Source organism: Escherichia sp. B1147, assembly GCF_001660175.1.
GTDB lineage: Bacteria > Pseudomonadota > Gammaproteobacteria > Enterobacterales > Enterobacteriaceae > Escherichia > Escherichia whittamii.
On record NZ_LFHY01000003.1, the window covers coordinates 51,393 to 76,648 of the forward strand.

The 25,256-nt window shown below is 51.3% G+C and carries 25 protein-coding genes; 18 read left to right on the forward strand and 7 right to left on the reverse strand.

The window, feature by feature from the left end:
- Positions 1 to 132: 132 nt before the first annotated feature.
- From malM to ubiA, 3 genes are all read left to right on the forward strand, one after another.
- On the forward strand, positions 133 to 1,071 hold the full coding sequence (malM, locus tag A9180_RS01510; protein ID WP_064525545.1) for a maltose operon protein MalM: 939 nt from the start codon (positions 133 to 135) through the stop codon (positions 1,069 to 1,071).
- 178 nt (positions 1,072 to 1,249) lie between these two features.
- On the forward strand, positions 1,250 to 1,747 hold the full coding sequence (gene ubiC, locus A9180_RS01515) for a chorismate lyase (RefSeq protein ID WP_064525550.1): 498 nt from the start codon (positions 1,250 to 1,252) through the stop codon (positions 1,745 to 1,747).
- 12 nt (positions 1,748 to 1,759) lie between these two features.
- Positions 1,760 to 2,632, forward strand: a complete 873-nt coding sequence (gene ubiA, locus A9180_RS01520) for a 4-hydroxybenzoate octaprenyltransferase (protein ID WP_064525553.1) — start codon at positions 1,760 to 1,762, stop codon at positions 2,630 to 2,632.
- A 166-nt stretch (positions 2,633 to 2,798) separates the two neighbouring features.
- Here the strand turns inward: ubiA and plsB are convergent, their stop codons facing one another.
- Positions 2,799 to 5,222, reverse strand: coding sequence for a glycerol-3-phosphate 1-O-acyltransferase PlsB (gene plsB / locus A9180_RS01525; RefSeq protein ID WP_064525556.1), 2,424 nt, complete (start codon positions 5,220 to 5,222; stop codon positions 2,799 to 2,801).
- Positions 5,223 to 5,392: 170 nt separating this feature from the next.
- Here plsB and dgkA point away from each other — a divergent pair, with 170 nt between their 5' ends.
- The 4 genes from dgkA (at position 5,393) to A9180_RS01545 (ending at position 8,202) form a co-directional block, all read left to right on the forward strand.
- Positions 5,393 to 5,761: a diacylglycerol kinase gene (dgkA, locus tag A9180_RS01530; protein WP_000002907.1), complete on the forward strand. Its 369-nt coding sequence runs from the start codon at positions 5,393 to 5,395 to the stop codon at positions 5,759 to 5,761.
- Positions 5,762 to 5,870: 109 nt separating this feature from the next.
- Entirely contained in the window at positions 5,871 to 6,479 is a 609-nt protein-coding gene (gene lexA, locus A9180_RS01535) for a transcriptional repressor LexA (RefSeq protein WP_064525560.1), read from the forward strand.
- 72 nt (positions 6,480 to 6,551) lie between these two features.
- On the forward strand, positions 6,552 to 7,877 hold the full coding sequence (dinF, locus tag A9180_RS01540) for an MATE family efflux transporter DinF (protein ID WP_064525563.1): 1,326 nt from the start codon (positions 6,552 to 6,554) through the stop codon (positions 7,875 to 7,877).
- Positions 7,878 to 7,992: 115 nt separating this feature from the next.
- Complete coding sequence (locus tag A9180_RS01545) at positions 7,993 to 8,202, forward strand: CsbD family protein (protein WP_001030602.1); 210 nt, start codon at positions 7,993 to 7,995, stop codon at positions 8,200 to 8,202.
- A 41-nt stretch (positions 8,203 to 8,243) separates the two neighbouring features.
- On the opposite strand, the gene zur is transcribed toward A9180_RS01545, so the two are convergent.
- A complete protein-coding gene (zur, locus tag A9180_RS01550) occupies positions 8,244 to 8,759 on the reverse strand; it encodes a zinc uptake transcriptional repressor Zur (protein WP_064525566.1) in 516 nt (171 codons plus the stop codon).
- 155 nt (positions 8,760 to 8,914) lie between these two features.
- Between zur and dusA the strand changes: the two genes are divergently transcribed.
- Together dusA and pspG are read left to right on the forward strand one after the other, a co-directional pair.
- Positions 8,915 to 9,910, forward strand: a complete 996-nt coding sequence (gene dusA / locus A9180_RS01555; RefSeq protein ID WP_064525569.1) for a tRNA dihydrouridine(20/20a) synthase DusA — start codon at positions 8,915 to 8,917, stop codon at positions 9,908 to 9,910.
- 134 nt (positions 9,911 to 10,044) lie between these two features.
- A complete protein-coding gene (gene pspG / locus A9180_RS01560) occupies positions 10,045 to 10,287 on the forward strand; it encodes an envelope stress response protein PspG (protein ID WP_000891404.1) in 243 nt (80 codons plus the stop codon).
- A gap of 163 nt (positions 10,288 to 10,450) precedes the next feature.
- On the opposite strand, the gene A9180_RS01565 is transcribed toward pspG, so the two are convergent.
- The gene (locus tag A9180_RS01565; protein WP_064525572.1) at positions 10,451 to 11,434 is read right to left on the reverse strand and encodes a quinone oxidoreductase; all 984 of its coding nucleotides are present in this window, start codon (positions 11,432 to 11,434) and stop codon (positions 10,451 to 10,453) included.
- Between the two features lie 82 nt (positions 11,435 to 11,516).
- Here A9180_RS01565 and dnaB point away from each other — a divergent pair, with 82 nt between their 5' ends.
- The 6 genes from dnaB to A9180_RS01595 all read left to right on the forward strand — a co-directional run bounded on the left by dnaB (position 11,517) and on the right by A9180_RS01595 (position 17,445).
- Positions 11,517 to 12,932 carry a replicative DNA helicase gene (gene dnaB, locus A9180_RS01570; protein WP_064525575.1) on the forward strand — a complete coding sequence of 472 codons (1,416 nt, stop codon included), beginning with the start codon at positions 11,517 to 11,519 and terminating at the stop codon, positions 12,930 to 12,932.
- A gap of 52 nt (positions 12,933 to 12,984) precedes the next feature.
- Positions 12,985 to 14,064, forward strand: coding sequence for an alanine racemase (gene alr / locus A9180_RS01575; RefSeq protein WP_064525578.1), 1,080 nt, complete (start codon positions 12,985 to 12,987; stop codon positions 14,062 to 14,064).
- A gap of 252 nt (positions 14,065 to 14,316) precedes the next feature.
- The gene (gene tyrB, locus A9180_RS01580) at positions 14,317 to 15,510 is read left to right on the forward strand and encodes an aromatic amino acid transaminase (protein WP_064525580.1); all 1,194 of its coding nucleotides are present in this window, start codon (positions 14,317 to 14,319) and stop codon (positions 15,508 to 15,510) included.
- A 340-nt stretch (positions 15,511 to 15,850) separates the two neighbouring features.
- Positions 15,851 to 16,564 carry an acid phosphatase AphA gene (aphA, locus tag A9180_RS01585; protein ID WP_064525583.1) on the forward strand — a complete coding sequence of 238 codons (714 nt, stop codon included), beginning with the start codon at positions 15,851 to 15,853 and terminating at the stop codon, positions 16,562 to 16,564.
- 110 nt (positions 16,565 to 16,674) lie between these two features.
- Positions 16,675 to 17,091 (forward strand): secondary thiamine-phosphate synthase enzyme YjbQ, encoded by a 417-nt coding sequence (locus A9180_RS01590; protein WP_064525586.1) that lies wholly within the window; start codon positions 16,675 to 16,677, stop codon positions 17,089 to 17,091.
- Between the two features lie 3 nt (positions 17,092 to 17,094).
- On the forward strand, positions 17,095 to 17,445 hold the full coding sequence (locus A9180_RS01595) for an MmcQ/YjbR family DNA-binding protein (protein WP_064525589.1): 351 nt from the start codon (positions 17,095 to 17,097) through the stop codon (positions 17,443 to 17,445).
- A 15-nt stretch (positions 17,446 to 17,460) separates the two neighbouring features.
- Here the strand turns inward: A9180_RS01595 and A9180_RS01600 are convergent, their stop codons facing one another.
- Both A9180_RS01600 and uvrA read right to left on the reverse strand, forming a co-directional pair.
- Complete coding sequence (locus tag A9180_RS01600; RefSeq protein ID WP_064525594.1) at positions 17,461 to 18,219, reverse strand: hypothetical protein; 759 nt, start codon at positions 18,217 to 18,219, stop codon at positions 17,461 to 17,463.
- A 69-nt stretch (positions 18,220 to 18,288) separates the two neighbouring features.
- Entirely contained in the window at positions 18,289 to 21,111 is a 2,823-nt protein-coding gene (gene uvrA / locus A9180_RS01605) for an excinuclease ABC subunit UvrA (RefSeq protein WP_064525595.1), read from the reverse strand.
- A gap of 251 nt (positions 21,112 to 21,362) precedes the next feature.
- Here uvrA and ssb1 point away from each other — a divergent pair, with 251 nt between their 5' ends.
- A complete protein-coding gene (ssb1, locus tag A9180_RS01610) occupies positions 21,363 to 21,899 on the forward strand; it encodes a single-stranded DNA-binding protein SSB1 (RefSeq protein WP_064525598.1) in 537 nt (178 codons plus the stop codon).
- A 98-nt stretch (positions 21,900 to 21,997) separates the two neighbouring features.
- Here ssb1 and A9180_RS01615 read toward each other — a convergent pair whose 3' ends face one another.
- Positions 21,998 to 22,279, reverse strand: a complete 282-nt coding sequence (locus A9180_RS01615; RefSeq protein WP_064525602.1) for a YjcB family protein — start codon at positions 22,277 to 22,279, stop codon at positions 21,998 to 22,000.
- Between the two features lie 437 nt (positions 22,280 to 22,716).
- Here A9180_RS01615 and A9180_RS01620 point away from each other — a divergent pair, with 437 nt between their 5' ends.
- Positions 22,717 to 24,303: an EAL domain-containing protein gene (locus A9180_RS01620; RefSeq protein WP_064525604.1), complete on the forward strand. Its 1,587-nt coding sequence runs from the start codon at positions 22,717 to 22,719 to the stop codon at positions 24,301 to 24,303.
- A gap of 2 nt (positions 24,304 to 24,305) precedes the next feature.
- Here A9180_RS01620 and soxS read toward each other — a convergent pair whose 3' ends face one another.
- The gene (soxS, locus tag A9180_RS01625) at positions 24,306 to 24,629 is read right to left on the reverse strand and encodes a superoxide response transcriptional regulator SoxS (RefSeq protein ID WP_000019357.1); all 324 of its coding nucleotides are present in this window, start codon (positions 24,627 to 24,629) and stop codon (positions 24,306 to 24,308) included.
- Positions 24,630 to 24,714: 85 nt separating this feature from the next.
- Between soxS and soxR the strand changes: the two genes are divergently transcribed.
- Complete coding sequence (soxR, locus tag A9180_RS01630; protein ID WP_000412431.1) at positions 24,715 to 25,179, forward strand: redox-sensitive transcriptional activator SoxR; 465 nt, start codon at positions 24,715 to 24,717, stop codon at positions 25,177 to 25,179.
- Positions 25,180 to 25,256 lie beyond the last annotated feature (77 nt).

The window sequence follows — 25,256 nt, forward strand, 5'->3', positions numbered from 1 at the left end:
TAAGGCGTTCACGCCGCATCCGGCATGAAAACAGGTTGTCATTATCTATAAGGGGCGTAAGCCCTTCTGATTATCGGGTTAAGCGCGCTATTGCCTGGCTACCGCTGAACTCCAGATTTTGAGGTGAAAACAATGAAAATGAATAAAAGTCTCATCGCCCTCTGTTTATCAGCAGGGTTGCTGGCGAGCGCGCCTGGAATTAGCCTTGCCGACGTCAACTACGTACCGCAAAACACCAGTGACGCACCAGCTATTCCATCTGCCGCACTACAACAATTAACCTGGACACCCGTCGATCAATCCAAAACTCAGACTACCCAGTTAGCGACTGGCGGCCAACGTTTGAACGTTCCTGGTATCAGCGGCCCGGTTGCGGCATACAGCGTTCCGGCAAATATTGGCGAACTGACCCTTACGCTGACCAGCGAAGTGAACAAACAAACTAGCGTATTTGTGCCGAACGTGCTGATTCTTGATCAGAACATGACCCCATCAGCCTTCTTCCCCAGCAGTTATTTCACCTACCAGGAACCAGGCGTCATGAGCGCAGATCGTCTGGAAGGGGTTATGCGCCTGACGCCAGCGTTGGGGCAGCAAAAACTGTATGTTCTGGTCTTTACCACTGAAAAAGATCTCCAGCAGACGACACAACTACTCGACCCGGCAAAAGCCTATGCCAAAGGCGTCGGCAACTCGATCCCTGATATTCCAGACCCGGTAGCCCGTCATACCACCGATGGTCTGCTGAAACTGAAAGTGAAAACCAACTCCAGCTCCAGTGTGCTGGTGGGACCGCTATTTGGTTCATCTGGCCCAGGCCCGGTGACCGTGGGCAACACTGCGGCTCCGGCGACCTATACGGCACCAGTCGCAGCAACGCCAGCTCCGGCGCCAGCGAAGAAAAGTGAACCGATGCTCAACGACACGGAAAGTTATTTTAATACCGCGATCAAAAACGCTGTCGCGAAAGGTGATGTTGATAAGGCGTTAAAACTGCTTGATGAAGCTGAACGCCTGGGATCGACATCTGCCCGTTCCACCTTTATCAGCAGTGTAAAAGGCAAGGGGTAATTACGCCCCACAGTGCTGATTTTGCAACAACTGGTGCGTCTCCTGGCGCACCTTTTTTTCTCTTTCCATGTGATTGTTGCGTTTTTGTTGCGCATTAGATCACTTAATATGCTTTACATCTCCCGTTATCGCTTTTCTGCGATACAATGCCTTTACGTTATGTAACGGAGAGTTCGGCATGTCACACCCCGCGTTAACGCAACTGCGTGCGCTGCGCTATTTTGCAGAGATCCCTGCGCTGGAACCGCAACTACTCGACTGGTTGTTGCTCGAAGATTCCATGACTAAACGTTTTGAACAGCAGGGAAAAACGGTGAGCGTGACGATGATCCGCGAAGGATTTGTCGAACAGAATGAAATCCCCGAAGAATTACCGCTGCTACCGAAAGAACCTCGTTACTGGTTACGTGAAATTTTGCTATGTGCCGATGGGGAACCCTGGCTTGCCGGGCGTACCGTCGTCCCTGTGTCAACGTTAAGTGGCCCCGAGCTGGCGTTACAAAAATTGGGTAAAACGCCATTAGGACGTTATCTGTTCACATCATCGACATTAACCCGGGACTTTATTGAGATAGGCCGTGATGCCGGACTTTGGGGGCGCCGTTCCCGCCTGCGATTAAGCGGTAAGCCGCTGTTGCTGACTGAACTGTTTTTACCGGCGTCACCGTTGTACTAAGAGGAAAAAAATATGGAGTGGAGTCTGACGCAGAATAAGCTGCTGGCGTTTCATCGCTTAATGCGTACGGATAAGCCAATAGGCGCGTTACTGCTGCTCTGGCCAACATTGTGGGCGTTGTGGGTGGCAACGCCGGGTGTTCCCCAACTCTGGATTCTGGCGGTGTTCGTCGCTGGCGTCTGGCTGATGCGCGCCGCCGGGTGCGTGGTGAATGACTACGCTGACCGTAAATTTGATGGTCATGTGAAGCGCACAGCAAACCGACCGCTTCCCAGCGGAGCGGTTACGGAGAAAGAGGCGCGAACGCTATTTGTGGTGCTGGTGCTGATTTCGTTCCTACTGGTATTGACGCTGAACACGATGACCATTCTGTTGTCGATTGCCGGACTGGCGTTGGCGTGGGTGTACCCGTTTATGAAGCGGTATACCCATTTACCGCAAGTGGTGCTGGGCGCGGCGTTTGGCTGGTCGATTCCAATGGCTTTTGCCGCGGTGAGTGAATCGGTGCCGTTAAGCTGCTGGCTGATGTTCCTTGCCAATATTCTGTGGGCGGTGGCTTATGACACGCAGTATGCGATGGTCGATCGTGACGATGACGTGAAGATTGGCATTAAGTCCACCGCCATCTTGTTCGGCCAATACGATAAGTTGATTATCGGCATTTTGCAGATTGGCGTACTGGTGCTGATGGCGATTGTCGGCGAGTTAAATGGCTTAGGCTGGGGATATTACTGGTCAATTCTGGTCGCGGGCGCACTGTTTGTTTATCAACAAAAACTGATTGCCAACCGCGAGCGCGAAGCCTGCTTTAAAGCATTTATGAATAATAACTATGTTGGCCTGGTGCTGTTTTTAGGGCTGGCAATGAGTTACTGGCATTTCTGACGATGTAAAAAAGCCGGAGGATCATGGTCATCCGGCTTTTTTTCTGTGAAAAGCTGCCTGATGCGCTGCGCTTATCAGGCCTACATAACACATCGCAATTTATTGATTTTGCAGGTTATTGTAGGCCGGATAAGGCGTTTTCGCCGCATCCGGCAACGCTCACCGATTACCCTTCGCTTTGCGTCGCACTCTCAATCGTCAAACGTACATCGGACGTAATCAACTCCGCCAACAACTGATAGACCTTCATCGTCTCTGCCGGTTCGGCGTCGCCGCTGTCGCTGATATACCCTTCATCACGCAGTGTCAGGACCAGAGAACTGAACACTGCTTTGTCGAAGAACTCCGGTGCGTTGATACCGTGCAGCACGGAGAGACGTTGTGCCACGGTGCGGCTCTCTTTCTCCAGCGTACCGCGGTTGATCGACGGGTTAGCGCTCAATAACCAGAAGGTAATCGCATAACGTTGTAGCGTTTCGCGCGCGCCTGCGGCCAGCAACTGAAGCGTGCGGGAGTGCGCCGGATTGATATGCAGTTCGTCATTTTGCAGGGTAATCAGCCCCTGACGTTGCATTTCATTCGCCAGCGCATCAATCACGCCCGGTAACTCGTCGCGATCCCAGCGCAGGAACAGCTCCGCTTTCAGCATTGGATACAGCACATTGACGTGCTCCATCAATACGCCGCGGGAGATGTGGCGATGCTGCGTCACAATCGCCGCCATCAGCGAAGGCAGGACCAACATATGCGCAATGTTGTTGCGATAGTAGGTCATCAGTACCGCTTGCTCGCGCGGCAGAATGATGATGTCGCCGATAGTATCCTTCTCAACTTCAAACTTGTTCATCTGCAGCGCGTGATCGATAAGCTCGCTGGCACTGGCCGAAGGAACAGTAGAGTCCGTGGAGTAAGGCACGTTGCGCATCAAATCGAGATAACAATTAAGCTGCTCAGTCAATTGTTCGCGAGTGAGTGAGCGCTGACGTGACGCCAGCAGTGCAGTACAACACAGGTTCATGGCGTTAGCCGCGCCCGCGTTGTTAATGCGTACCATCAGATCGGCAGCAATGTTATTCACCGTCGGCGTTAACCAGGCCGGACGCACCGCTTCGATTGGATCAATAGATTCACGCCAGTCTGGCACGTGCTGGTTAAGGTAGGTCATCAACGGCATTGGTTCACCGAAGTTGACGTAGCCCTGACCGAGATTACGCAGTTTGCTTAAGCCGCGCAGCATCTGCAGCAGGCTCTCTTTCTCTTTCGTCGCGCCGCGCAGTTCTTTGGCGTAAGTACCCACTTCCATGACGTGCTCATAACCGATGTAGATCGGAACCAACGTAATCGGACGTGTACCACCACGCAGCATCGCCTGAATAGTCATCGACAGCGTACCGGTTTTCGGATCCAGCAAACGGCCTGTACGGGAACGACCACCTTCCACAAAGTACTCGACGGAATAACCACGGCTGAACAGCTCGCCGAGATACTCACGGAAAACGGTGGAATAAAGTTTATTGCCTTTAAAAGTACGGCGAATAAAGAATGCCCCCAGACGGCGGAAAATCGGCCCGGCAGGCCAGAAGTTCAGGTTGATCCCGGCGGCGATATGCGGCGGCACCAGCCCCTGGTGATACAGCACGTAAGAAAGCAGCAGGTAGTCCATGTGGCTACGGTGGCAAGGCACATACACCAGCTCATGACCGTCGTGGGCCAGCTGGCGAACGCGCTCGGCGTTATGGACGTTGATGCCCTGATAAAGTCGGTTCCAGGTGAAGCCCAGAATACGGTCAGTCAGGCGGATCATCTCGTAAGAGAAGTTCGCCGCAATCTCTTCCATCAGCGCAATAGCGTTCTGCTGCGCTTTTTCATGGGAGATTTTTTTGCTGCGCGCTTCATCTTCTACCGCTTTGGCAATGGCGCGCGAGGCGAGCAGTTTATTGAACAAATCCTGACGAGCGGGTAGACGCGGCCCCACAGCAGCCAGACGCTGGCGGGCAAAGTGCATACGCGCCACGCGCGCCAGTTTTTGGGCGATGGTTTTATCCGTGCCGTGTTCGTCAGCCATGCGGCGCAGCGAAACTGACGGAGAGAAACGCACAAAACTGTCGCGACCGAGCCATAACACGGCGAAAAATTTCTGCACGCCGTTGAGCATGCGCAGAGGTGGATTCACTTCACCTTTTTCACGCCCCGGCGCACGACCAAACATCACCGATACTGGCACCATTTGCACATCCAGATTCGGGTTGCTACGGTGCAGATCGAGATAGTCGTGGAACAGCTTAATGGACTCTTCTTTCGGCGTGTAATAGGTGAAAACACGCGGCCCGCCGTGAATAAACACATAGCGTGGCAGTAACGTGCCGTCTATTTCCAGCGGCTCTAATGGGTCAGGCAGATCGTGCGCCAGGCACTGGGCGCGCAACGTCAGCAAATCCGCTTTTGAGTTGTACGGTAAAACGTACATAATTGGACGAGAGGTATCGAGTCCCAGTTCCGGGGCAGGATCTGCCGGAATAGACTTGCTTTTTACCAGGATGCTTAATGGTAAATTCAGTAATTTGTAGTAAATTCGTGGCCAGCCGGACATAAACGATGTAAAGCCTCTGGTTAATAATGCTAATGCGCGGGAAGGATAGCAGAAAGTCATGGGAAATTCTGTGGTATCCGCTTATGTTTCGCGCGACGTTACGCTAACCGTAATCTTCGGATTCAACGGTACACTGATATTGACGCTCATAATGTAAAAAGGTTCTTTCGATGGCCAATAATACCACTGGATTCACTCGAATTATCAAAGCCGCTGGCTATTCCTGGAAAGGTTTACGTGCCGCATGGATCAACGAAGCGGCATTCCGTCAGGAAGGCGTGGCGGTGTTGTTGGCAGTGGTCATTGCCTGCTGGCTGGATGTGGATGCAATAACCCGCGTACTGCTTATTAGTTCTGTCATGCTGGTGATGATTGTGGAAATTCTCAATAGTGCCATCGAAGCGGTGGTTGACCGTATTGGTTCTGAATACCATGAGCTTTCCGGGCGGGCGAAAGATATGGGCTCCGCCGCGGTGCTGATCGCCATTATCGTCGCCGTGATTACCTGGTGCATTCTGTTATGGTCGCATTTTGGATGACGCTTCCAGAATTCGATAAATCTCTGGTTTATTGTGCAGTTTATGGTTCCAAAATCACCTTTTGCTGTATATACTCACAGCATAACTGTATATACACCCAGGGGGCGGAATGAAAGCGTTAACGGCCAGGCAACAAGAGGTGTTTGATCTCATCCGTGATCACATCAGCCAGACAGGTATGCCGCCGACGCGTGCGGAAATCGCGCAGCGTTTGGGGTTCCGTTCCCCAAATGCGGCAGAAGAACATCTGAAGGCGCTGGCACGCAAAGGCGTGATTGAAATTGTTTCCGGCGCATCGCGCGGGATTCGTCTGTTGCAGGAAGAGGAAGAAGGATTGCCACTGGTAGGTCGTGTGGCTGCCGGTGAACCGCTTCTGGCGCAGCAGCATATTGAAGGTCATTATCAGGTCGATCCTTCCCTGTTCAAACCGAATGCCGATTTCCTGCTGCGCGTCAGTGGGATGTCGATGAAAGATATCGGCATTATGGACGGCGACTTGCTGGCGGTGCATAAAACCCAGGATGTGCGTAATGGTCAGGTTGTTGTCGCGCGTATAGATGACGAAGTTACCGTTAAACGTCTGAAAAAACAGGGCAATAAAGTCGAGCTTCTGCCAGAAAATAGCGAGTTTAAACCAATTGTCGTTGACCTTCGTCAGCAGAGCTTCAGCATTGAAGGGCTGGCGGTTGGGGTTATTCGCAACGGCGACTGGCTGTAATTTATCTCTGATACCGCGATGCCGCCTGGCATCGCGGTTTGTTTTTAATCTCTCTTCATCAGGCTTGTCTGCATGGCATTCCTCACTTCATCTGATAAAGCACTCTGGCATCTCGCCTTACCCATGATTTTCTCCAATATCACCGTTCCCTTGCTGGGGCTGGTTGATACGGCGGTCATTGGTCATCTTGATAGCCCGGTTTATCTGGGCGGCGTGGCGGTTGGCGCAACGGCGACCAGTTTTCTCTTTATGCTGTTGCTGTTTTTGCGTATGAGCACTACCGGGCTTACTGCACAGGCTTATGGTGCCAAAAATCCTCAGGCATTAGCGCGTGCGCTGGTGCAGCCGTTGCTGCTGGCACTGGGGGCCGGAGTGTTGATTGCGTTACTGCGTACGCCGATTATCGAGCTGGCGCTGGATATTGTTGGCGGTAGCGAAGCGGTTCTGGAACAGGCGCGGCGCTTTCTTGAAATCCGCTGGTTAAGCGCGCCTGCGTCGCTGGCGAATCTGGTGCTGCTCGGCTGGTTGCTCGGCGTGCAATATGCCCGCGCGCCAGTGATTTTGTTAGTGGTTGGCAATATCCTCAACATTGTGTTGGATGTCTGGCTGGTGATGGGGCTGCATATGAACGTGCAAGGCGCGGCGCTGGCAACAGTGCTTGCCGAATATGCGACGTTGCTTATTGGCCTGCTCATGGTGCGTAAAATCATCAAACTACGCGGTATCTCCGGCGAAATGCTGAAAACAGCCTGGCGAGGAAACTTCCGACGTTTGCTGGCGCTTAACCGCGACATTATGCTGAGATCACTGCTGCTGCAACTCTGTTTTGGCGCAATAACAGTTCTTGGCGCGCGACTGGGGAGCGATATTATCGCCGTCAACGCGGTTCTGATGACGCTACTCACCTTTACCGCCTATGCGCTGGATGGTTTTGCCTATGCCGTTGAAGCCCACTCCGGTCAGGCGTATGGCGCGCGCGACGGTAGCCAGTTACTGGATGTCTGGCGCGCTGCATGCCGCCAGTCGGGGATCGTGGCACTGTTGTTTTCGGTGGTTTATTTGCTGGCGGGTGAATATATCATCGCGTTGCTAACGTCGTTAACGCAGATCCAGAATCTGGCCGATCGCTACCTAATCTGGCAGGTTATTTTACCGCTGGTGGGAGTCTGGTGTTATCTGCTGGACGGTATGTTTATTGGCGCAACACGCGCTGCCGAAATGCGCAATAGTATGGCAGTCGCTGCAGCAGGGTTTGCTTTAACTCTACTGACGTTGCCGTGGTTGGGTAACCATGGTTTATGGCTGGCGTTAACCGTCTTTCTGGCGCTGCGCGGGCTTTCTCTGGCTGCTATCTGGCGTCGTCACTGGCGTAACGGAACCTGGTTTGCCGGAGCGTGACGGTTAAAAATTCTGAATAAATAATCCTAAGCCAGATTCCTGACTACACTTAATCCCACGTTCAGAAGAAAAGTGAGCGTACTCTCATTCACCACCTAACGATGAGGATTTGAATATGAATAAAGACGAAGTCGGCGGTAACTGGAAACAGTTCAAAGGTAAAGTGAAAGAGCAATGGGGCAAACTGACCGATGATGACATGACGGTCATTGAAGGCAAACGTGACCAGTTAGTGGGTAAAATCCAGGAACGTTACGGTTACCAGAAAGATCAGGCAGAAAAAGAGGTTGATAGCTGGGAAAAACGCCATGATTACCGTTGGTAATTAATCCCTCCTGCCCGACGTGTACAAGGATGTACGCCCTCTTAGCGGGGTTTCTTTTTCACTTGAAGAGAGTGGTCATGATGGCACTGTTCAGGATGACGACACGCTTCAACTTCCACACATGCCGCACAGAGTCCATGTGCTTCAATCACATTATGCCGCAGGGCAAACCCCATTTTTGCCGCCAGCGTATGCATGATGTCTTCCACACCTTCCGCACACTCTTCTTTAACCGCGCCGCAGCGATCGCAAATAAACATGGCTGAAGTATGCGTAGGCTGATCGAACAGATGGCAGAGCACATAGCTGTTGGTGGACTCCACCTTATGCACAAAACCTTGTTCAAGCAGAAAATCGAGCGCGCGATAAACTGTCGGCGGCTTGGCCTGCGGCTCGGCTTCGCGCAGCAAATCAAGTAGATCGTAGGCGCTGATAGCCCCTTCTTGCAGGCTCATCAGGCGCAGCACTTCGAGACGTTGTGGAGTCAGGCGCACATTACGCTGCGCGCAGAGTTTTTCAGCCTGCGCCAATAACTCCTGCGTTGTGGTCTTTTCCATTGTGCACCTCGAAAGTGGGGTTAAGAATGTCCTTACTTTACCATAATTCTCACTTAAACGCCGACAACCGGGCGTCGAAGCTGTCACATTGCCTGATCGCATATTCGTTATGCTATAGTAGCGCCCCCAATTCACCAGATGCTTAAAAAATCGCCATGTCAGAAGAATCACAAACCGCTTATCCCGCATACCGTTTCTCTATTGCTCCTATGCTCGACTGGACGGACAGACACTGCCGTTATTTCCTGCGTCTGCTTTCCCGCAATACGTTGCTCTATACCGAAATGGTAACCACGGGGGCGATTATTCACGGTAAAGGTGATTACCTGGCATACAGTGAGGAGGAGCATCCGGTGGCGTTGCAGTTGGGCGGTAGCGATCCGGCGGCGCTGGCACAGTGCGCAAAACTGGCAGAAGCGCGCGGATACGATGAAATCAATCTGAACGTCGGTTGTCCATCTGACCGGGTACAGAACGGCATGTTTGGCGCATGCCTGATGGGCAATGCGCAACTGGTAGCCGACTGCGTAAAAGCGATGCGCGACGTAGTATCGATTCCAGTGACGGTGAAAACGCGTATTGGCATTGACGACCTGGACAGCTATGAATTTCTCTGTGATTTCATCAACACCGTTTCCGGCAAAGGTGAATGCGAGATGTTTATCATCCATGCGCGTAAAGCCTGGCTTTCTGGTTTAAGCCCGAAAGAAAACCGTGAAATCCCACCGCTCGATTACCCGCGCGTCTATCAACTGAAGCGTGATTTCCCGCATCTGACAATGTCGATTAACGGCGGCATCAAGTCACTGGAAGAGGCTAAGGTGCATTTGCAGTATATGGATGGCGTGATGGTGGGGCGCGAGGCATATCAAAATCCAGGCATTCTGGCGGCGGTGGATCGAGAGATATTTGGTTCCTCGGATACCGATGCTGACCCGGTGGCAGTGGTGCGCGCCATGTACCCGTACATTGAGCGTGAACTCAGCCAGGGAACGTATCTGGGCCATATCACCCGGCATATGCTGGGGCTGTTCCAGGGGATTCCTGGCGCGCGTCAGTGGCGGCGGTATTTAAGTGAAAATGCCCATAAAGCGGGCGCTGACATTAACGTGCTGGAACATGCGCTCAAACTGGTGGCAGATAAGCGTTAATTTTTCACCACAAAGTAGTCAAATTCACCATGCCCTGCGCATCGCCGCGGGGCATATTTTTTATAAATCAACATATTATGTTTTGGCATGATTCTTGTAATGGCTGCAAGAGATTTCATATTTGGGAGAACATCATGCTGGAACTACTTTTTGTGATTGGCTTTTTTGTCATGTTGATGGTCACCGGCGTTTCGTTGCTGGGCATTATCGCCGCGCTGGTTGTGGCGACGGCCATTATGTTCCTCGGCGGTATGCTGGCATTGATGATTAAGTTGCTGCCGTGGCTGTTATTGGCAATTGCAGTAGTGTGGGTGATCAAGGCGATTAAAGCGCCAAAAGTGCCGAAATATCAGCGTTATGACCGCTGGCGTTACTAAGGGATTGTGCGGATGATCACAACCTCAGGTTTTATCCTTAGAACAAAATAGGAATTGATTATCAAATCTGTCACTATTGCGCCTCTAACAGATTCATCGTGCTGTACCCTACATACAGCCGAACTATAAAAGAAAGGGCTTCCCAGGTGGAAGCCCAATTTCTTTATGGAATCAGTAAGCTGGAACCCTGTGTCGCCCGGCTTTCCAGAATCTCATGCGCACGCTGCGCATCCTTCAGCGGATATTTCTGTTGTTCCGCGACATCCACTTTAATTACGCCACTGGCAATCAATGAAAACAGCTCATTACTGGCTTCAGTTAACTCCTCCCGCGTGGTGATATAACCTTGCAGGGAAGGGCGCGTTACATATAGCGAGCCTTTCTGATTGAGAATGCCTAAGTTAACGCCGGTAACCGCGCCTGATGAGTTGCCAAAACTGACCATTAAACCGCGACGTTGCAGGCAATCCAGCGACCGTTCCCAGGTGTCTCTGCCCACGGAATCGTACACTACGCGCACTTTCTTGCCGTCGGTAATCTCTTTTAACCGCTCGACCAGATTCTCTTCGCGATAGTTAATCACCTGCCATGCGCCTGCTTTTAAGGCGCTTTGTGCTTTTTGCGCGCTGCCGACGGTGCCAATAAGTTTTGCCCCTAAGGCTTTTGCCCACTGGCAGGCAATTAAGCCCACGCCACCAGCAGCCGCATGGAACAGGAACTGTTCGTCAGGTTTGATTTCATACGTTTTGCGCAGCAGATAATAAACTGTTAATCCTTTCAGGAACGACGCGGCCGCTTGCTCAAAAGAGATCGCCGCTGGCAGAATTGCCGCTTTATCGGCATTAACGTTATGCACAGAACTGTAAGCCCCTAACGTTGACTGCGCATAAACCACACGATCGCCCGCTTTAATATGTTTCACGCCGCTGCCGACTTTGCTCACTATGCCAGCTGCTTCTGTCCCTAATCCACTGGGCAGCGATGGCGGCGGATAAAGGCCGCTGCGGATATACGTGTCGATAAAATTAATGCCAATGGCTTTATTTTCGACCTGGATTTCATTCTCTGCCGGGGCGGCAGGAGTAAACTCTGCGGCTTGTAGTACTTCCGGACCACCGTGCTTGTGAAATTCGATGCGTGTTGCCATGTGTCCTCCAGAACGTATCGTCAGGGTCTGCTTCATATGGTAAAGTTTCGACCCATTCTTTATCTCGGTAACTCCATTCACTATGGCAGGAAATAAACCCTTCAACAAACAGCAGGCTGAACCCCGCGAACGCGATCCACAAGTTGCCGGGCTGAAAGTGCCTCCGCACTCGATCGAAGCGGAGCAGTCGGTGTTGGGCGGTTTAATGCTGGATAACGAACGCTGGGACGATGTGGCCGAGCGTGTAGTGGCAGACGATTTCTACACCCGTCCGCACCGCCATATCTTTACCGAAATGGCGCGTTTGCAGGAAGGCGGTAGACCGATAGACCTGATAACTCTGGCGGAATCGCTGGAGCGTCAGGGGCAGCTTGATAGCGTCGGTGGTTTTGCTTATCTGGCAGAACTGTCAAAAAATACCCCAAGTGCAGCGAACATCAGCGCTTATGCTGACATCGTACGCGAACGTGCTGTTGTCCGTGAGATGATCTCGGTTGCTAACGAGATTGCCGAAGCTGGTTTTGATCCGCAAGGACGCACCAGTGAAGACTTGCTCGACCTTGCTGAATCCCGCGTCTTTAAAATTGCCGAAAGTCGCGCCAATAAAGATGAAGGTCCGAAGAACATCGCCGATGTGCTCGACGCTACCGTGGCGCGTATTGAGCAATTGTTCCAGCAGCCGCACGATGGCGTGACCGGGGTAAACACCGGCTATGACGATCTCAACAAAAAAACTGCCGGTTTGCAGCCGTCGGACTTGATTATCGTCGCAGCGCGTCCGTCGATGGGTAAAACGACATTTGCGATGAACCTCGTCGAAAACGCGGCGATGTTGCAGGATAAGCCGGTGCTTATCTTCTCACTGGAGATGCCATCGGAACAGATTATGATGCGTTCTCTGGCGTCGCTGTCGCGCGTCGACCAGACCAAAATCCGTACCGGGCAACTGGATGATGAAGACTGGGCGCGTATTTCCGGCACGATGGGCATTTTGCTCGAAAAACGTAATATCTATATCGATGACTCCTCCGGTCTGACGCCAACGGAAGTGCGCTCGCGCGCGCGTCGCATTGCCCGTGAGCATGGCGGCATCGGGCTTATCATGATCGACTACCTGCAGCTGATGCGTGTGCCGTCACTTTCCGACAACCGTACGCTGGAAATTGCAGAAATCTCCCGCTCGCTGAAAGCTCTGGCGAAAGAACTGAACGTGCCGGTGGTGGCCCTGTCCCAGTTGAACCGTTCTCTGGAACAACGTGCCGACAAACGCCCGGTCAACTCCGACTTGCGTGAATCTGGCTCCATCGAGCAGGATGCAGACTTGATCATGTTTATCTATCGTGATGAGGTTTATCACGAGAACAGTGATTTGAAAGGCATCGCGGAAATTATTATCGGTAAACAACGTAACGGCCCAATCGGGACGGTACGCCTGACCTTTAACGGTCAATGGTCGCGCTTCGACAACTACGCGGGGCCGCAGTACGACGACGAATAATAATTATTTTATGTATTAGGTAATTAAAGCAAACACTTATCAAGGAACACAAATGCAAGCGGCAACTGTAGTGATTAACCGCCGCGCTCTGCGACACAACCTGCAACGTCTTCGTGAACTGGCACCTGCCAGTAAAATGGTTGCGGTGGTGAAAGCGAACGCTTATGGTCACGGTCTTCTTGAAACCGCGCGAACGCTTCCTGATGCCGACGCCTTTGGCGTTGCCCGTCTCGAAGAAGCCCAGCGACTCCGGGCGGGAGGAATCACCAAACCTGTGTTGCTGCTCGAAGGCTTTTTTGACGCCAGAGATCTGCCGACAATTTCTGCCCAGCATTTTCACACTGCTGTGCATAACGAAGAACAGCTCGCAGCTCTGGAAGAGGCTAGCCTGGAAGAGCCGGTTACCGTCTGGATGAAACTCGATACGGGTATGCACCGTCTGGGCGTCAGGCCGGAACAAGCCGAGGCGTTTTATCATCGTCTTACGCAATGTAAAAACGTCCGTCAGCCGGTGAATATTGTCAGTCACTTTGCTCGTGCTGATGAACCGCAATGTGGCGCAACTGAAAAACAACTCGATATCTTCAACACCTTTTGCGAAGGCAAACCGGGTCAGCGTTCGATTGCTGCGTCAGGTGGCATTTTGCTGTGGCCACAGTCGCATTTTGACTGGGTGCGCCCGGGCATCATTCTTTACGGCGTGTCGCCACTGGAAGATCGCTCCACCGGTGCCGATTTCGGCTGCCAGCCGGTGATGTCACTGACCTCCAGCCTGATTGCCGTGCGCGAGCATAAAGCGGGTGAACCGGTAGGTTATGGCGGAACCTGGATTAGCGAACGTGATACCCGTCTCGGCGTAGTCGCAATGGGCTATGGCGATGGTTATCCGCGTGCTGCACCGTCTGGTACTCCGGTGCTGGTCAATGGTCGCGAAGTGCCGATTGTCGGTCGCGTGGCGATGGATATGATCTGCGTTGATTTAGGCCCGCAGGCGCAGGATAAAGCCGGGGATCAGGTCATTTTATGGGGCGAAGGTTTGCCCGTAGAGCGTATCGCTGAAATAACAAAAGTGAGTGCTTACGAACTTATCACGCGCCTGACGTCAAGGGTCGCGATGAAATACGTCGATTAATCGTTCTGCAATAGTTGATTGTCTGTGCCGGATGCGGCGTTAATGTCTTATCCGGCCCATAATATCTTGTAAATTCAATAAATTGATATTCTTGCAACGCATGATAAACGCCAGGCATCTGGCGGTTTTGCGTTTGCCATCAGTCTTACTCCGTTGTTAATTGTCGTTCGCCGCTGAACATCCTCTCGATCTTCGCCATCTTCCGGTTTATTGTGTTTTAACCACCTGCCCGTAAACCTGGAGAACCATCGCGTGTTTCAAAAAGTTGACGCCTACGCTGGCGACCCGATTCTTTCGCTTATGGAGCGTTTTAAAGAAGACACTCGCAGCGACAAAGTGAATTTGAGTATCGGTCTGTACTACAACGAAGACGGGATTATTCCGCAACTAAAAGCCGTGGCAGAAGCAGAAGCGCGTCTGAATGCGCAGCCTCACGGTGCTTCGCTTTACTTGCCAATGGAAGGGCTTACCAGCTATCGCCATGCCATTGCGCCGCTGCTGTTTGGCACCGACCATCCGGTACTGCAACAACAGCGCGTAGCAACCATTCAAACGCTTGGCGGCTCGGGGGCATTGAAAGTGGGCGCTGACTTCCTGAAACGCTACTTCCCGGAATCAGGCGTCTGGGTCAGCGATCCCACCTGGGAAAACCATGTGGCAATATTCGCGGGAGCTGGATTCGAAGTGAGTACTTACCCCTGGTATGATGAAGCAACCAACGGTGTGCGTTTTAATGACCTGTTGGCGACGCTGAAAACATTACCTGCCCGCAGCATTGTGCTGCTGCATCCGTGCTGTCATAACCCAACGGGCGCCGATCTCACCAACGACCAATGGGACGCGGTGATTGAAATTCTCAAAGCACGCGAACTTATCCCATTCCTCGATATTGCCTATCAAGGATTTGGTGCCGGTATGGAAGAAGATGCCTACGCCATTCGCGCGATCGCCAGCGCTGGATTACCTGCTCTGGTGAGCAATTCATTCTCGAAAATTTTCTCCCTTTACGGCGAACGTGTCGGTGGTCTTTCTGTGGTGTGTGAAGATGCCGAAGTCGCAGGCCGCGTGCTGGGGCAACTCAAAGCTACTGTGCGCCGTATTTACTCCAGCCCGCCGAATTTTGGTGCGCAGGTGGTGGCTACGGTGCTGAATGATGTGGCGTTAAAAGCCAGCTGGCTGGCGGAAGTAGAAGAAATGCGTACCCGTATTCTGGCGATGCGTCAGGAACTGGTGAAGGTATTGAGTAAAGAGATGCCAGAACGCAATTTTGATTATCTGCTTAAGCAGCGCGGCATGTTCAGCTATACCGGTTTAAGTGCTGCTCAGGTTGACCGACTGCGTGAAGAGTTTGGTGTTTACCTGATTGCCAGCGGGCGCATGTGTGTTGCCGGGCTTAACGCGCAAAATGTGCATCGCGTGGCGAAGGCGTTCGCAGCAGTGATGTGATGTCGTTAGCAGGTGGTTGAACAGCCGCCTGCTCAATTTTAACTTATTAATACAATTACTATACTGGAGAATAGAGTGAGAGAAATATTCTGCCCCCTCATACGAAGCCGCTTCCTTCTGTAAAGCGATATTAACCACGGACTAAATGGATATACCTACACCATGGATAGACATTAAGTTATTAAAAAACACGAACTTCTCTCATGTGATCCTGCTCCCTTTCTCTAACAAAACCGCAGATAATCCTTCCTTTCCCCCGCTGCTGGCGTTATGGTCAGATGGTTTTTTCAACAAATCTCACAATAAAAAGTTTTAACTTACTGACTATTTAGGGAAAAATATGCGCAAGATCACACAGGCATTGAGTGCCGTTTGCTTATTGTTCGCTCTAAACAGTTCCGCTGTTGCCCTGGCCTCATCACCTTCACCGCTTAATCCGGGTACTAACGTAGCCAAACTCGCTGAACAGGCGCCAATTCATTGGGTTTCAGTCGCCCAAATTGAAAATAGTCTGGCAGGACGTCCACAGATGGCTGTTGGCTTTGATATTGATGACACTGTTCTGTTTTCCAGCCCCGGATTCTGGCGCGGCAAAAAAACCTTCTCGCCAGAAAGCGAAGATTATCTAAAAAACCCAGCATTCTGGGAAAAGATGAACAACGGTTGGGATGAATTCAGTATTCCAAAAGAGGTCGCGCGTCAGCTAATTGATATGCATGTCCGCCGTGGCGACACCATTTTCTTTGTGACGGGTCGTAGCCCGACGAAAACTGAAACAGTGTCAAAAACGCTGGCTGATGACTTTCATATTCCTGCAACCAGTATGAATCCGGTGATTTTTGCGGGCGATAAAGCAGGACAAAATACAAAAACGCAGTGGCTACAGGATAAAAATATCCGAATTTTTTATGGTGATTCCGATAACGATATTACCGCTGCGCGTGATGCTGGCATCCGTGGCATCCGCATTCTGCGAGCCTCCAACTCCACCTACAAACCCTTGCCACAAGCGGGGGCATTCGATGAAGAGGTAATCATCAATTCAGAGTACTGATAAGTCGGGAGAGTGTCTGGCTCTCCCGAGTGCTGTTTTTTTAATCACACCTTTATCCTTTCGCTGTCTTGCTGCAAACTGATTAAGAGAGTTTTATCAAGGAGCAGCACATGTGGTTTCAAAAGACGCTCACGCTTAGCGCTAAATCTCGTGGGTTTCATTTGGTAACGGATGAAATCCTGACTCAACTAGCTGATATGCCGCGTGTTAATGTCGGTTTACTGCACCTGTTGCTGCAACACACTTCCGCCTCTCTGACACTTAATGAGAATTGCGACCCCACGGTACGCCATGACATGGAGCGTTTTTTCCTCCGCACCGTTCCCGACCACGGAAACTATGAGCATGACTATGAAGGGGCAGACGATATGCCTTCTCATATCAAATCCTCGATGCTGGGGGTATCGCTCGTATTGCCAGTGCATAAGGGGCGTATTCAGACCGGCACCTGGCAGGGAATATGGCTTGGGGAACATCGCATCCACGGCGGATCGCGTCGCATCATTGCGACACTTCAAGGGGAGTAAAAAATGACTATTTCGGAGTTGCTACAATATTGCATGGCAAAACCAGGCGCAGAACAGAGTGTGCATAGCGACTGGAAAGCAACGCAAATCAAAGTGGAAGATGTGCTGTTTGCGATGGTGAAAGAAGTGGAAAATCGCCCAGCGGTTTCGCTGAAAACCAGCCCTGCTCTGGCCGAGCTTTTGCGACAGCAGCATAGCGATGTTCGTCCCAGCCGACATCTGAACAAAGCGCACTGGAGCACCGTGTATCTCGACGGGTCGTTGCCGGATTCGCAAATCTATTATCTGGTCGATGCGTCGTATCAGCAGGCGGTGAATTTGCTGCCGGAAGAAAAACGTAAATTGCTGGTGTAATGCTGTTGACTGTGATTAAAGCGGAGAAAAAATCTCTCTGTCTATCACTTCCAGTACAATAAACGGTAAAATATGCCCATCTTCTGTGGGATACCAGATGCCTTTCTCCAGGCTTGCAGGCGTTTCGGGCGGCAATTTTTCCCCCTTGATGTGTGCAAGCCACGTCTTTTGTTCCATATGCATTAGTTTAAATTGCCCATGAATAGTTTTGTTCATTGGCGCTTTGGCAAGGCTGGCACTGTATTGGCGTAGCATTTTTTCCAGCGCGCTGATGTCTGGTGTTTCTGCGGCGGCAAGTTTAACCAGTTTCGTCATATCTGGCTGGATGGCTGGAACTGTGCAGCTGAACTGCACTGCTACGACATACTGGCCAGCAAAAGAAGCATTATCATCCTTTTCACTATGAGTTGCATGGCAATCGGAACGCATTAAAGCGGTAACAACCGCAGCAAAGAATTGATGCGAGGCAGGCTCCAACTTTTTCTGATCGGCATCAGATATCGTATCGAGAAAATTACCCCACTGGCCGTCGATCAGTACAGCTGCAATGTCCTGCGGAAGGTCTTCTACCGTTGCGCGACTTACTGTATCGGCATAACCCGGAAACTCTGCCTTAATAGCGTTATATAACGTGTTGGCACTGGCTGAATTGCCATTGATAAAGGTGTGTAGATAGAGATTGGTTACTTGTTCAGGAGTAAGTTGTTTCGCATTACAGATACTGCTAAGTCCAATCAGTCCCGCGAAGAGCAGAGCGCAGCATGGCATATTCATCTGATGTTTAATCCTTTAAATATTCAGTTTCCTTGCACGCCCTGGGATCCCAGGGCGCGATAGTTGATGCTACAGCATCGGCTTGAGGAAGCGTGCCGTATGTGAGGCTTCGCACTCCGCGACGGTTTCTGGCGTGCCGGAGACGAGGATTTCGCCGCCGCCGCTGCCGCCCTCCGGCCCCAGGTCAACAATCCAGTCGGCGGTTTTGATCACGTCGAGATTGTGCTCAATCACCACAATGGTGTTGCCCTGATCGCGCAGTTTATGCAGTACGTCGAGCAGTTGCTGAATATCGGCAAAGTGCAGGCCGGTAGTCGGCTCGTCGAGAATATACAGCGTCTGCCCGGTGCCGCGTTTTGACAGCTCACGCGCCAGCTTCACGCGCTGGGCTTCACCACCAGAAAGTGTGGTGGCGGACTGCCCGAGGCGGATGTACGTCAGGCCAACGTCCATCAACGTTTGCAGCTTACGCGCCAGAGCTGGCACCGCATCAAAGAACTCTCGCGCCTCTTCGATGGTCATATCCAGCACTTCGTGGATGGTTTTGCCTTTGTACTTAATCTCCAGCGTTTCACGGTTATAGCGTTTACCTTTGCACTGGTCGCACGGCACGTAAATATCCGGCAGGAAGTGCATCTCCACTTTGATCACGCCATCGCCCTGACAGGCTTCGCAGCGTCCGCCACGAACGTTAAAGCTGAAACGACCTGGCGTATAGCCGCGCGCACGGGATTCCGGTACGCCCGCAAACAGTTCACGTACAGGCGTAAACACGCCGGTATAGGTCGCCGGGTTAGAACGCGGAGTACGACCAATCGGGCTCTGGTCGATATCGATCACTTTGTCGAAATGTTCCAGCCCCTGAATATCGCGATACGGTGCCGGTTCGGCGATAGTCGCGCCGTTCAACTGGCGTTGGGCAATCGGGAACAGCGTGTCGTTAATTAGCGTGGATTTACCGGAACCTGAAACACCAGTAATGCAGGTAAACAGACCCACCGGCAGCGTCAGCGTCACGTCTTTCAGGTTGTTGCCGCGTGCGCCTGTCAGCTTCAGCACTTTTTCTGGATCCGCCGGAACGCGTTTCTTCGGCACTTCAATCTTGCGTTTGCCGCTCATGTACTGTCCGGTTAACGACTCTGGCACGGCCATAATCGCTTCCAGCGGACCTTCCGCGACCACTTCACCACCGTGTACGCCAGCGCCCGGGCCAATGTCGATAACGTGGTCAGCGGCGCGAATAGCGTCTTCGTCGTGCTCCACCACAATTACGGTATTACCCAGATCGCGCAGGTGGATAAGCGTACCCAGCAGGCGCTCGTTATCGCGCTGGTGCAGGCCGATAGACGGCTCATCGAGCACGTACATAACGCCAACCAGCCCCGCGCCAATCTGACTCGCCAGACGGATACGCTGGGCTTCACCGCCGGAAAGCGTTTCTGCCGAGCGGGAAAGTGTCAGATAGTTCAAACCGACGTTAACGAGAAATTTCAGGCGGTCGCCAATCTCTTTGAGGATTTTTTCCGCAATCTTCGCTCTTTGCCCGGCAAGTTTGAGATTGTTGAAGAATTCCATCGCATGGCCAATGCTCATGTCGGAGATAGCAGGCAGCGGCGTATTCTCGACATAAACGTGGCGCGCTTCCCGACGCAGACGTGTTCCGTCGCAGCTGGCACACGGACGATTGCTGATAAACTTGGCTAATTCTTCACGTACCGCGCTGGATTCCGTCTCTTTATAACGGCGCTCCATATTATGCAGTACGCCTTCGAACGGATGGCGGCGGATGGAGGTATCGCCGCGATCGTTCATGTATTTGAATTCGATGTTTTCTTTGCCAGAACCGTACAGCACCACTTTATGCACGTTCGCGCTCAGGCTGCCCCACGGTGCTTCGACGTCGAACTTATAGTGATCTGCCAGCGATTTCAGCATCTGGAAGTAATAGAAGTTGCGGCGATCCCAGCCGCGGATCGCGCCGCCAGCCAGCGACAGCTCCGGATTCTGGATCACGCGGTCAGGATCGAAATATTGCTGTACGCCGAGGCCGTCACAGGTCGGGCAGGCCCCCGCCGGGTTGTTAAACGAAAACAGACGCGGTTCCAGTTCACGCATACTGTAACCGCAAATCGGACAGGCGAAGTTGGCGGAGAAGAGCAGCTCTTCCGCTTTGGGATCGTCCATATCAGCGACGACCGCCGTACCGCCAGAAAGCTCCAGCGCCGTTTCAAACGACTCTGCCAGGCGTTGGGTGAGATCGTCGCGCACTTTGAAACGATCAATAACCACTTCAATAGTGTGTTTCTTTTGCAGTTCCAGTTTCGGTGGATCGGAAAGATCGCAGACTTCGCCATCTATGCGCGCACGGATGTAGCCCTGACTTGCCAGATTCTCCAGCGTTTTTGTGTGTTCGCCTTTGCGCTCTTTAATAATCGGCGCCAGCAGCATCAGACGTTTACCTTCCGGCTGCGACAGCACGTTATCCACCATCTGGCTGACGGTTTGCGCCGCCAGCGGAACATCGTGGTCCGGGCAGCGTGGCTCACCGACGCGAGCGTACAGCAGACGCAAATAGTCGTGGATTTCGGTGATTGTCCCCACCGTGGAGCGCGGGTTATGAGACGTCGATTTCTGTTCAATTGAGATGGCAGGAGAAAGCCCCTCAATATGATCGACGTCTGGCTTTTCCATCAGTGACAGAAACTGCCGCGCGTAGGCGGAAAGGGATTCAACGTAACGACGCTGCCCTTCGGCATATAAGGTGTCGAAAGCTAGCGAGGATTTGCCAGAACCCGAAAGCCCGGTCACGACAATGAGTTTGTCGCGGGGGATTACGAGGTTGATGTTTTTGAGATTATGGGTGCGGGCGCCCCGAACTTCGATCTTATCCATTCACCTTTCCCGGATTAAACGCTTTTTTGCCCGGTGGCATGGTGCTACCGGCGATCACAAACGGTTAATTATGACACAGAATGACCTGAATGAATATACAGTGTTGGAATGCAAAACCCAGAGCGCTATGTAACAATGTTTGACCAGAATTGTTTAGCGGAACCGAGGTCACAACATAGTAAAACCGCTATTGGTAATGCTACAATCGCGCGTTTACACTTATTAGAACGTTTTTTTCAGGAGACATGAACATGGCCAGCAGAGGCGTAAACAAGGTTATTCTCGTTGGTAATCTGGGTCAGGACCCGGAAGTACGCTACATGCCAAATGGTGGCGCAGTTGCCAACATTACGCTGGCTACTTCCGAATCCTGGCGTGATAAAGCGACCGGCGAGATGAAAGAGCAGACTGAATGGCACCGCGTTGTGCTGTTCGGCAAACTGGCTGAAGTGGCCAGCGAATATCTGCGCAAAGGTTCCCAGGTTTATATCGAAGGTCAGCTGCGTACCCGCAAATGGACCGATCAATCTGGTCAGGAGCGCTACACCACAGAAGTGGTGGTGAACGTTGGCGGCACCATGCAGATGCTGGGTGGTCGTCAGGGCGGTGGCGCACCGGCAGGCGGCAATATGGGCGGCGGTCAGCCGCAGGGCGGTTGGGGTCAGCCTCAGCAGCCGCAGGGTGGCAATCAGTTCAGCGGCGGCGCGCAGTCTCGCCCGCAGCAGTCCGCACCGGCAGCGCCGTCTAACGAGCCGCCGATGGATTTCGATGACGATATCCCATTCTGATTTTTGTCTAAAACAATAGATTATATTGTTTTAAGGTAGGTGATTAACGCATCTGCCAGGGATAAAAAAGAAGCCTCCAATATGGAGGCTTCTGTATATCACACCAAAATCATCGGCCATTGTGGCGGTGCCTGATTTGTTGCTTCCACCATTACCGACTCAATATTGTGCCAGATTGCGGCAATATCCATCATTGTGATTCCGAGCAGCCCCATCGCAAACCAGCAGGCGGAAACAACGCCCAGACCACTGCTGATCACCGCGAGCCCTACGTAATCAGACCGACGAAAACGGATGTTGAGCGTACTTGCCAGAAACATCAGTACGGCGCTAAGAAGCTGCCAGCGAAGAAGAACCACGCCAGTGGTGAGGGTAGCCATCGAACATTTCCTCTGAAAATAACCGATGCCCTGGACAGCACGGCTTTCTCACGGGGGGCGTGATGCACTCTGGCTATCATGGGGCCTGCGAAATACCAAAATGAAACAATTAGTGTGTTTCATTATTTTTGTGAACTATATCACAATTGGTTGTTTGTTAGCCAGATAGTGTCGTTATTTTTATTAGCGTGCTTATCTTGTGGTTTTTCAGTGGCGACGCAGAAATATAAAATATCGTATCTTCCTGACTGACGCGCATTTTTAGTAAATTCCTTTTGATATCAGCATGTTATTTTTATTAAAACAACGATTATAAAGGTATCAATTTCAAATCAGGCAAAAGTGCTATTTATACCGTAAGATTTATCTAACGTCGTCGGTGGCCAGGGTTTCCACCTTGCAATGACCAGCTATAACCAGACAGGGAATTGATAGAAATGAGTCATCGTGCACGACACAAATTGCTGGCGTTGCCGGGCATTACCTTTGTAGCTCTTCTTCCCATCATCTTGTCACTATGGATTGCCTTCATTTGGGCAAAATCAGAAGTGAACAATCAGCTTCGTGTCTTTGCCCAACTGGCGCTGGATAAATCCGAGCTGGTGATTCAACAGGCAGATTCAGCGAGCGATGAAGCGGAACGCTATCAGGGGCAAGTTTGTACTCCGGATCATCAAAAGCGAATGTTGAATATTATTCGTGGCTATCTTTATATCAATGAACTGATATACGCCCATGACAACCGTTTTTTATGTTCTTCGCTTATCGCTCCTGTTGACGGGTATATGATTTCCCCCGCAGATTATAAGCGCGCCCCTGATATTTCTATCTATTATTACCGAGATACCCCTTTTTTCTCCGGTTATAAAATGACTTATATGCAGCGGGGTAATTATGTGGCGGTCATCAATCCTTTATTCTGGAGTGAGGTGATATCTGACGATCCGACGCTGCAATGGGGCGTGTATGATACGGTGACGAAAACCTTTTTTTCGTTAAGCAACCAGGCCTCGGCTGAAACGTTTACTCCGCTAATTCATCTGAATGAGTTAACTGTGCAACGAAATGGTCATTTGTATGCGATGGTACATTCGACAAAACGCCCGATTGCGGCCATTGTTGCCACTTCAAATAAACGTCTTATCGCTCATTTTTATAATCACCTTATCTTTGCTTTGCCCGCAGGTATTTTTTGCAGTCTGGTACTGCTGTTACTCTGGTTGCGGATTAGCCAGGAGTATCAGTCACCTAAACGCAAATTGCAACGCGCCCTCGAAAAACGACAGCTTTGTCTTTATTACCAGCCAATTATCGATATCAAAACAGAAAAATGTATTGGCGCTGAAGCGTTGCTACGTTGGCCTGGTGGCCAGGGGCAAGTGATGAGTCCGGCAGAGTTTATCCCGTTGGCGGAAAAAGAGGGGATGATTGAGTTAGTAACTGATTATGTTATTGATAATGTATTCAGCGATCTGGGGGCGTATCTGGCAACACATGCCGATCGCTATATTTCTATTAACCTGTCGGCCTCCGATTTTCATACATCGCGTTTAATTGCGTGCACCAATCAGAAAATAGAGCAATACGCGGTGCATCCGCAGCAAATTAAATTTGAAGTCACTGAACATGCGTTTCTTGATGTCACCAAAATGACGCCGATTATTCATGCTTTCCGTCAGGCCGGTTATGAAGTTGCGATTGATGACTTCGGCATTGGCTACTCTAACTTGCACAACCTTAATTCATTGAATATCGATATTTTGAAAATCGATAAATCGTTTGTTGAGACGCTGACCACGCACAAAACCAGCCATTTGATTGCGGAACACATCATTGAACTGGCGCATAGTCTGGGGCTAAAAACGATAGCGGAAGGGGTAGAAACGTCGGAGCAAGTTAATTGGCTGCGCAAACGCGGCGTGCGTTATTGTCAGGGCTGGTACTTTGCAAAGGCGATGCCACCGCAAATGTTTATGGAATGGACAGGGAAATTGCCCGCACATGAGTTAATGTGCGGGCAATAATTCTAGATACGGTGGCGATAATCGCTGGGAGTGCGATCAAACTGCCGACGGAAAACGCGGGAAAAGGTCTGCTGAGAGACATAACCCAGGTCCATTGCGATATCAAAAATCGGACGCTCGGTGGTGCGCAACTCAACGGCGGCCAGTAACAGACGGCGCTGGCGAATGTAATCGCCAAGCGTCTGATGCGTCACCGTGCGGAACATCCGTTGCAAGTACCACTTTGAATAGCCAGATTTTTTTGCGACGACATCAATGTTAAGCGGCTGGTCAATATGCTCGTCAATCCATGCGATAAGATCCTGAATAATTTTCTGATGGGACATAAATCTGCCTCTTTTCAGTGTTCAGTTCGTTAATTCATCTGTTGGGGAGTATAATTCCTCAAGTTAACTTGAGGTAAAGCGATTTATGGAAAAGAAATTACCCCGCATTAAAGCGCTGCTAACCCCCGGCGAAGTGGCGAAACGCAGCGGTGTGGCGGTATCGGCGCTGCATTTCTATGAAAGCAAAGGGTTGATTACCAGTATCCGTAATAGCGGCAATCAGCGGCGATATAAACGTGATGTGTTGCGATATGTCGCAATTATCAAAATTGCTCAGCGTATTGGCATTCCGCTCGCAACCATTCGTGAAGCGTTTGGCGTGTTGCCAGAAGGGCATACGTTAAGTGCGAAAGAGTGGAAACAGCTTTCGTCCCAATGGCGAGAAGAGTTGGATCGGCGCATTCATACCTTAGTGGCGCTGCGTGACGAACTGGATGGATGTATTGGTTGTGGCTGCCTTTCGCGCAGTGATTGCCCGTTGCGTAACCCGGGCGACCGATTAGGAGAAGAAGGTACCGGCGCACGCTTACTGGAAGATGAACAAAACTAAAGCGCCACAAGGGCGCTTTAGTTTGTTTTCCGGTCTTTGTCTTTCTCTCTATCCCGCTGGTACACAGGAGGGTTTCC

Bases quoted from the DNA above. Each gene is read 5' to 3' on its own strand.
- A9180_RS01565 (WP_064525572.1), bottom strand. From the start codon at position 11,434: ATGGCAACACGCATCGAATTTCACAAGCACGGTGGTCCGGAAGTACTA.
- A9180_RS01545 (WP_001030602.1), top strand. From the start codon at position 7,993: ATGAATAAAGACGAAGTCGGCGGTAACTGGAAACAGTTCAAAGGTAAA.
- malM (WP_064525545.1), top strand. From the start codon at position 133: ATGAAAATGAATAAAAGTCTCATCGCCCTCTGTTTATCAGCAGGGTTG.
- dusA (WP_064525569.1), top strand. From the start codon at position 8,915: ATGTCAGAAGAATCACAAACCGCTTATCCCGCATACCGTTTCTCTATT.
- pspG (WP_000891404.1), top strand. From the start codon at position 10,045: ATGCTGGAACTACTTTTTGTGATTGGCTTTTTTGTCATGTTGATGGTC.
- ubiC (WP_064525550.1), top strand. From the start codon at position 1,250: ATGTCACACCCCGCGTTAACGCAACTGCGTGCGCTGCGCTATTTTGCA.
- plsB (WP_064525556.1), bottom strand. From the start codon at position 5,222: ATGTCCGGCTGGCCACGAATTTACTACAAATTACTGAATTTACCATTA.
- A9180_RS01590 (WP_064525586.1), top strand. From the start codon at position 16,675: ATGTGGTTTCAAAAGACGCTCACGCTTAGCGCTAAATCTCGTGGGTTT.
- A9180_RS01615 (WP_064525602.1), bottom strand. From the start codon at position 22,279: ATGGCTACCCTCACCACTGGCGTGGTTCTTCTTCGCTGGCAGCTTCTT.
- lexA (WP_064525560.1), top strand. From the start codon at position 5,871: ATGAAAGCGTTAACGGCCAGGCAACAAGAGGTGTTTGATCTCATCCGT.
- A9180_RS01620 (WP_064525604.1), top strand. From the start codon at position 22,717: ATGAGTCATCGTGCACGACACAAATTGCTGGCGTTGCCGGGCATTACC.
- ubiA (WP_064525553.1), top strand. From the start codon at position 1,760: ATGGAGTGGAGTCTGACGCAGAATAAGCTGCTGGCGTTTCATCGCTTA.
- alr (WP_064525578.1), top strand. From the start codon at position 12,985: ATGCAAGCGGCAACTGTAGTGATTAACCGCCGCGCTCTGCGACACAAC.
- A9180_RS01600 (WP_064525594.1), bottom strand. From the start codon at position 18,219: ATGAATATGCCATGCTGCGCTCTGCTCTTCGCGGGACTGATTGGACTT.
- aphA (WP_064525583.1), top strand. From the start codon at position 15,851: ATGCGCAAGATCACACAGGCATTGAGTGCCGTTTGCTTATTGTTCGCT.
- dnaB (WP_064525575.1), top strand. From the start codon at position 11,517: ATGGCAGGAAATAAACCCTTCAACAAACAGCAGGCTGAACCCCGCGAA.
- dgkA (WP_000002907.1), top strand. From the start codon at position 5,393: ATGGCCAATAATACCACTGGATTCACTCGAATTATCAAAGCCGCTGGC.
- A9180_RS01595 (WP_064525589.1), top strand. From the start codon at position 17,095: ATGACTATTTCGGAGTTGCTACAATATTGCATGGCAAAACCAGGCGCA.
- dinF (WP_064525563.1), top strand. From the start codon at position 6,552: ATGGCATTCCTCACTTCATCTGATAAAGCACTCTGGCATCTCGCCTTA.
- ssb1 (WP_064525598.1), top strand. From the start codon at position 21,363: ATGGCCAGCAGAGGCGTAAACAAGGTTATTCTCGTTGGTAATCTGGGT.
- zur (WP_064525566.1), bottom strand. From the start codon at position 8,759: ATGGAAAAGACCACAACGCAGGAGTTATTGGCGCAGGCTGAAAAACTC.
- soxS (WP_000019357.1), bottom strand. From the start codon at position 24,629: ATGTCCCATCAGAAAATTATTCAGGATCTTATCGCATGGATTGACGAG.
- soxR (WP_000412431.1), top strand. From the start codon at position 24,715: ATGGAAAAGAAATTACCCCGCATTAAAGCGCTGCTAACCCCCGGCGAA.
- uvrA (WP_064525595.1), bottom strand. From the start codon at position 21,111: ATGGATAAGATCGAAGTTCGGGGCGCCCGCACCCATAATCTCAAAAAC.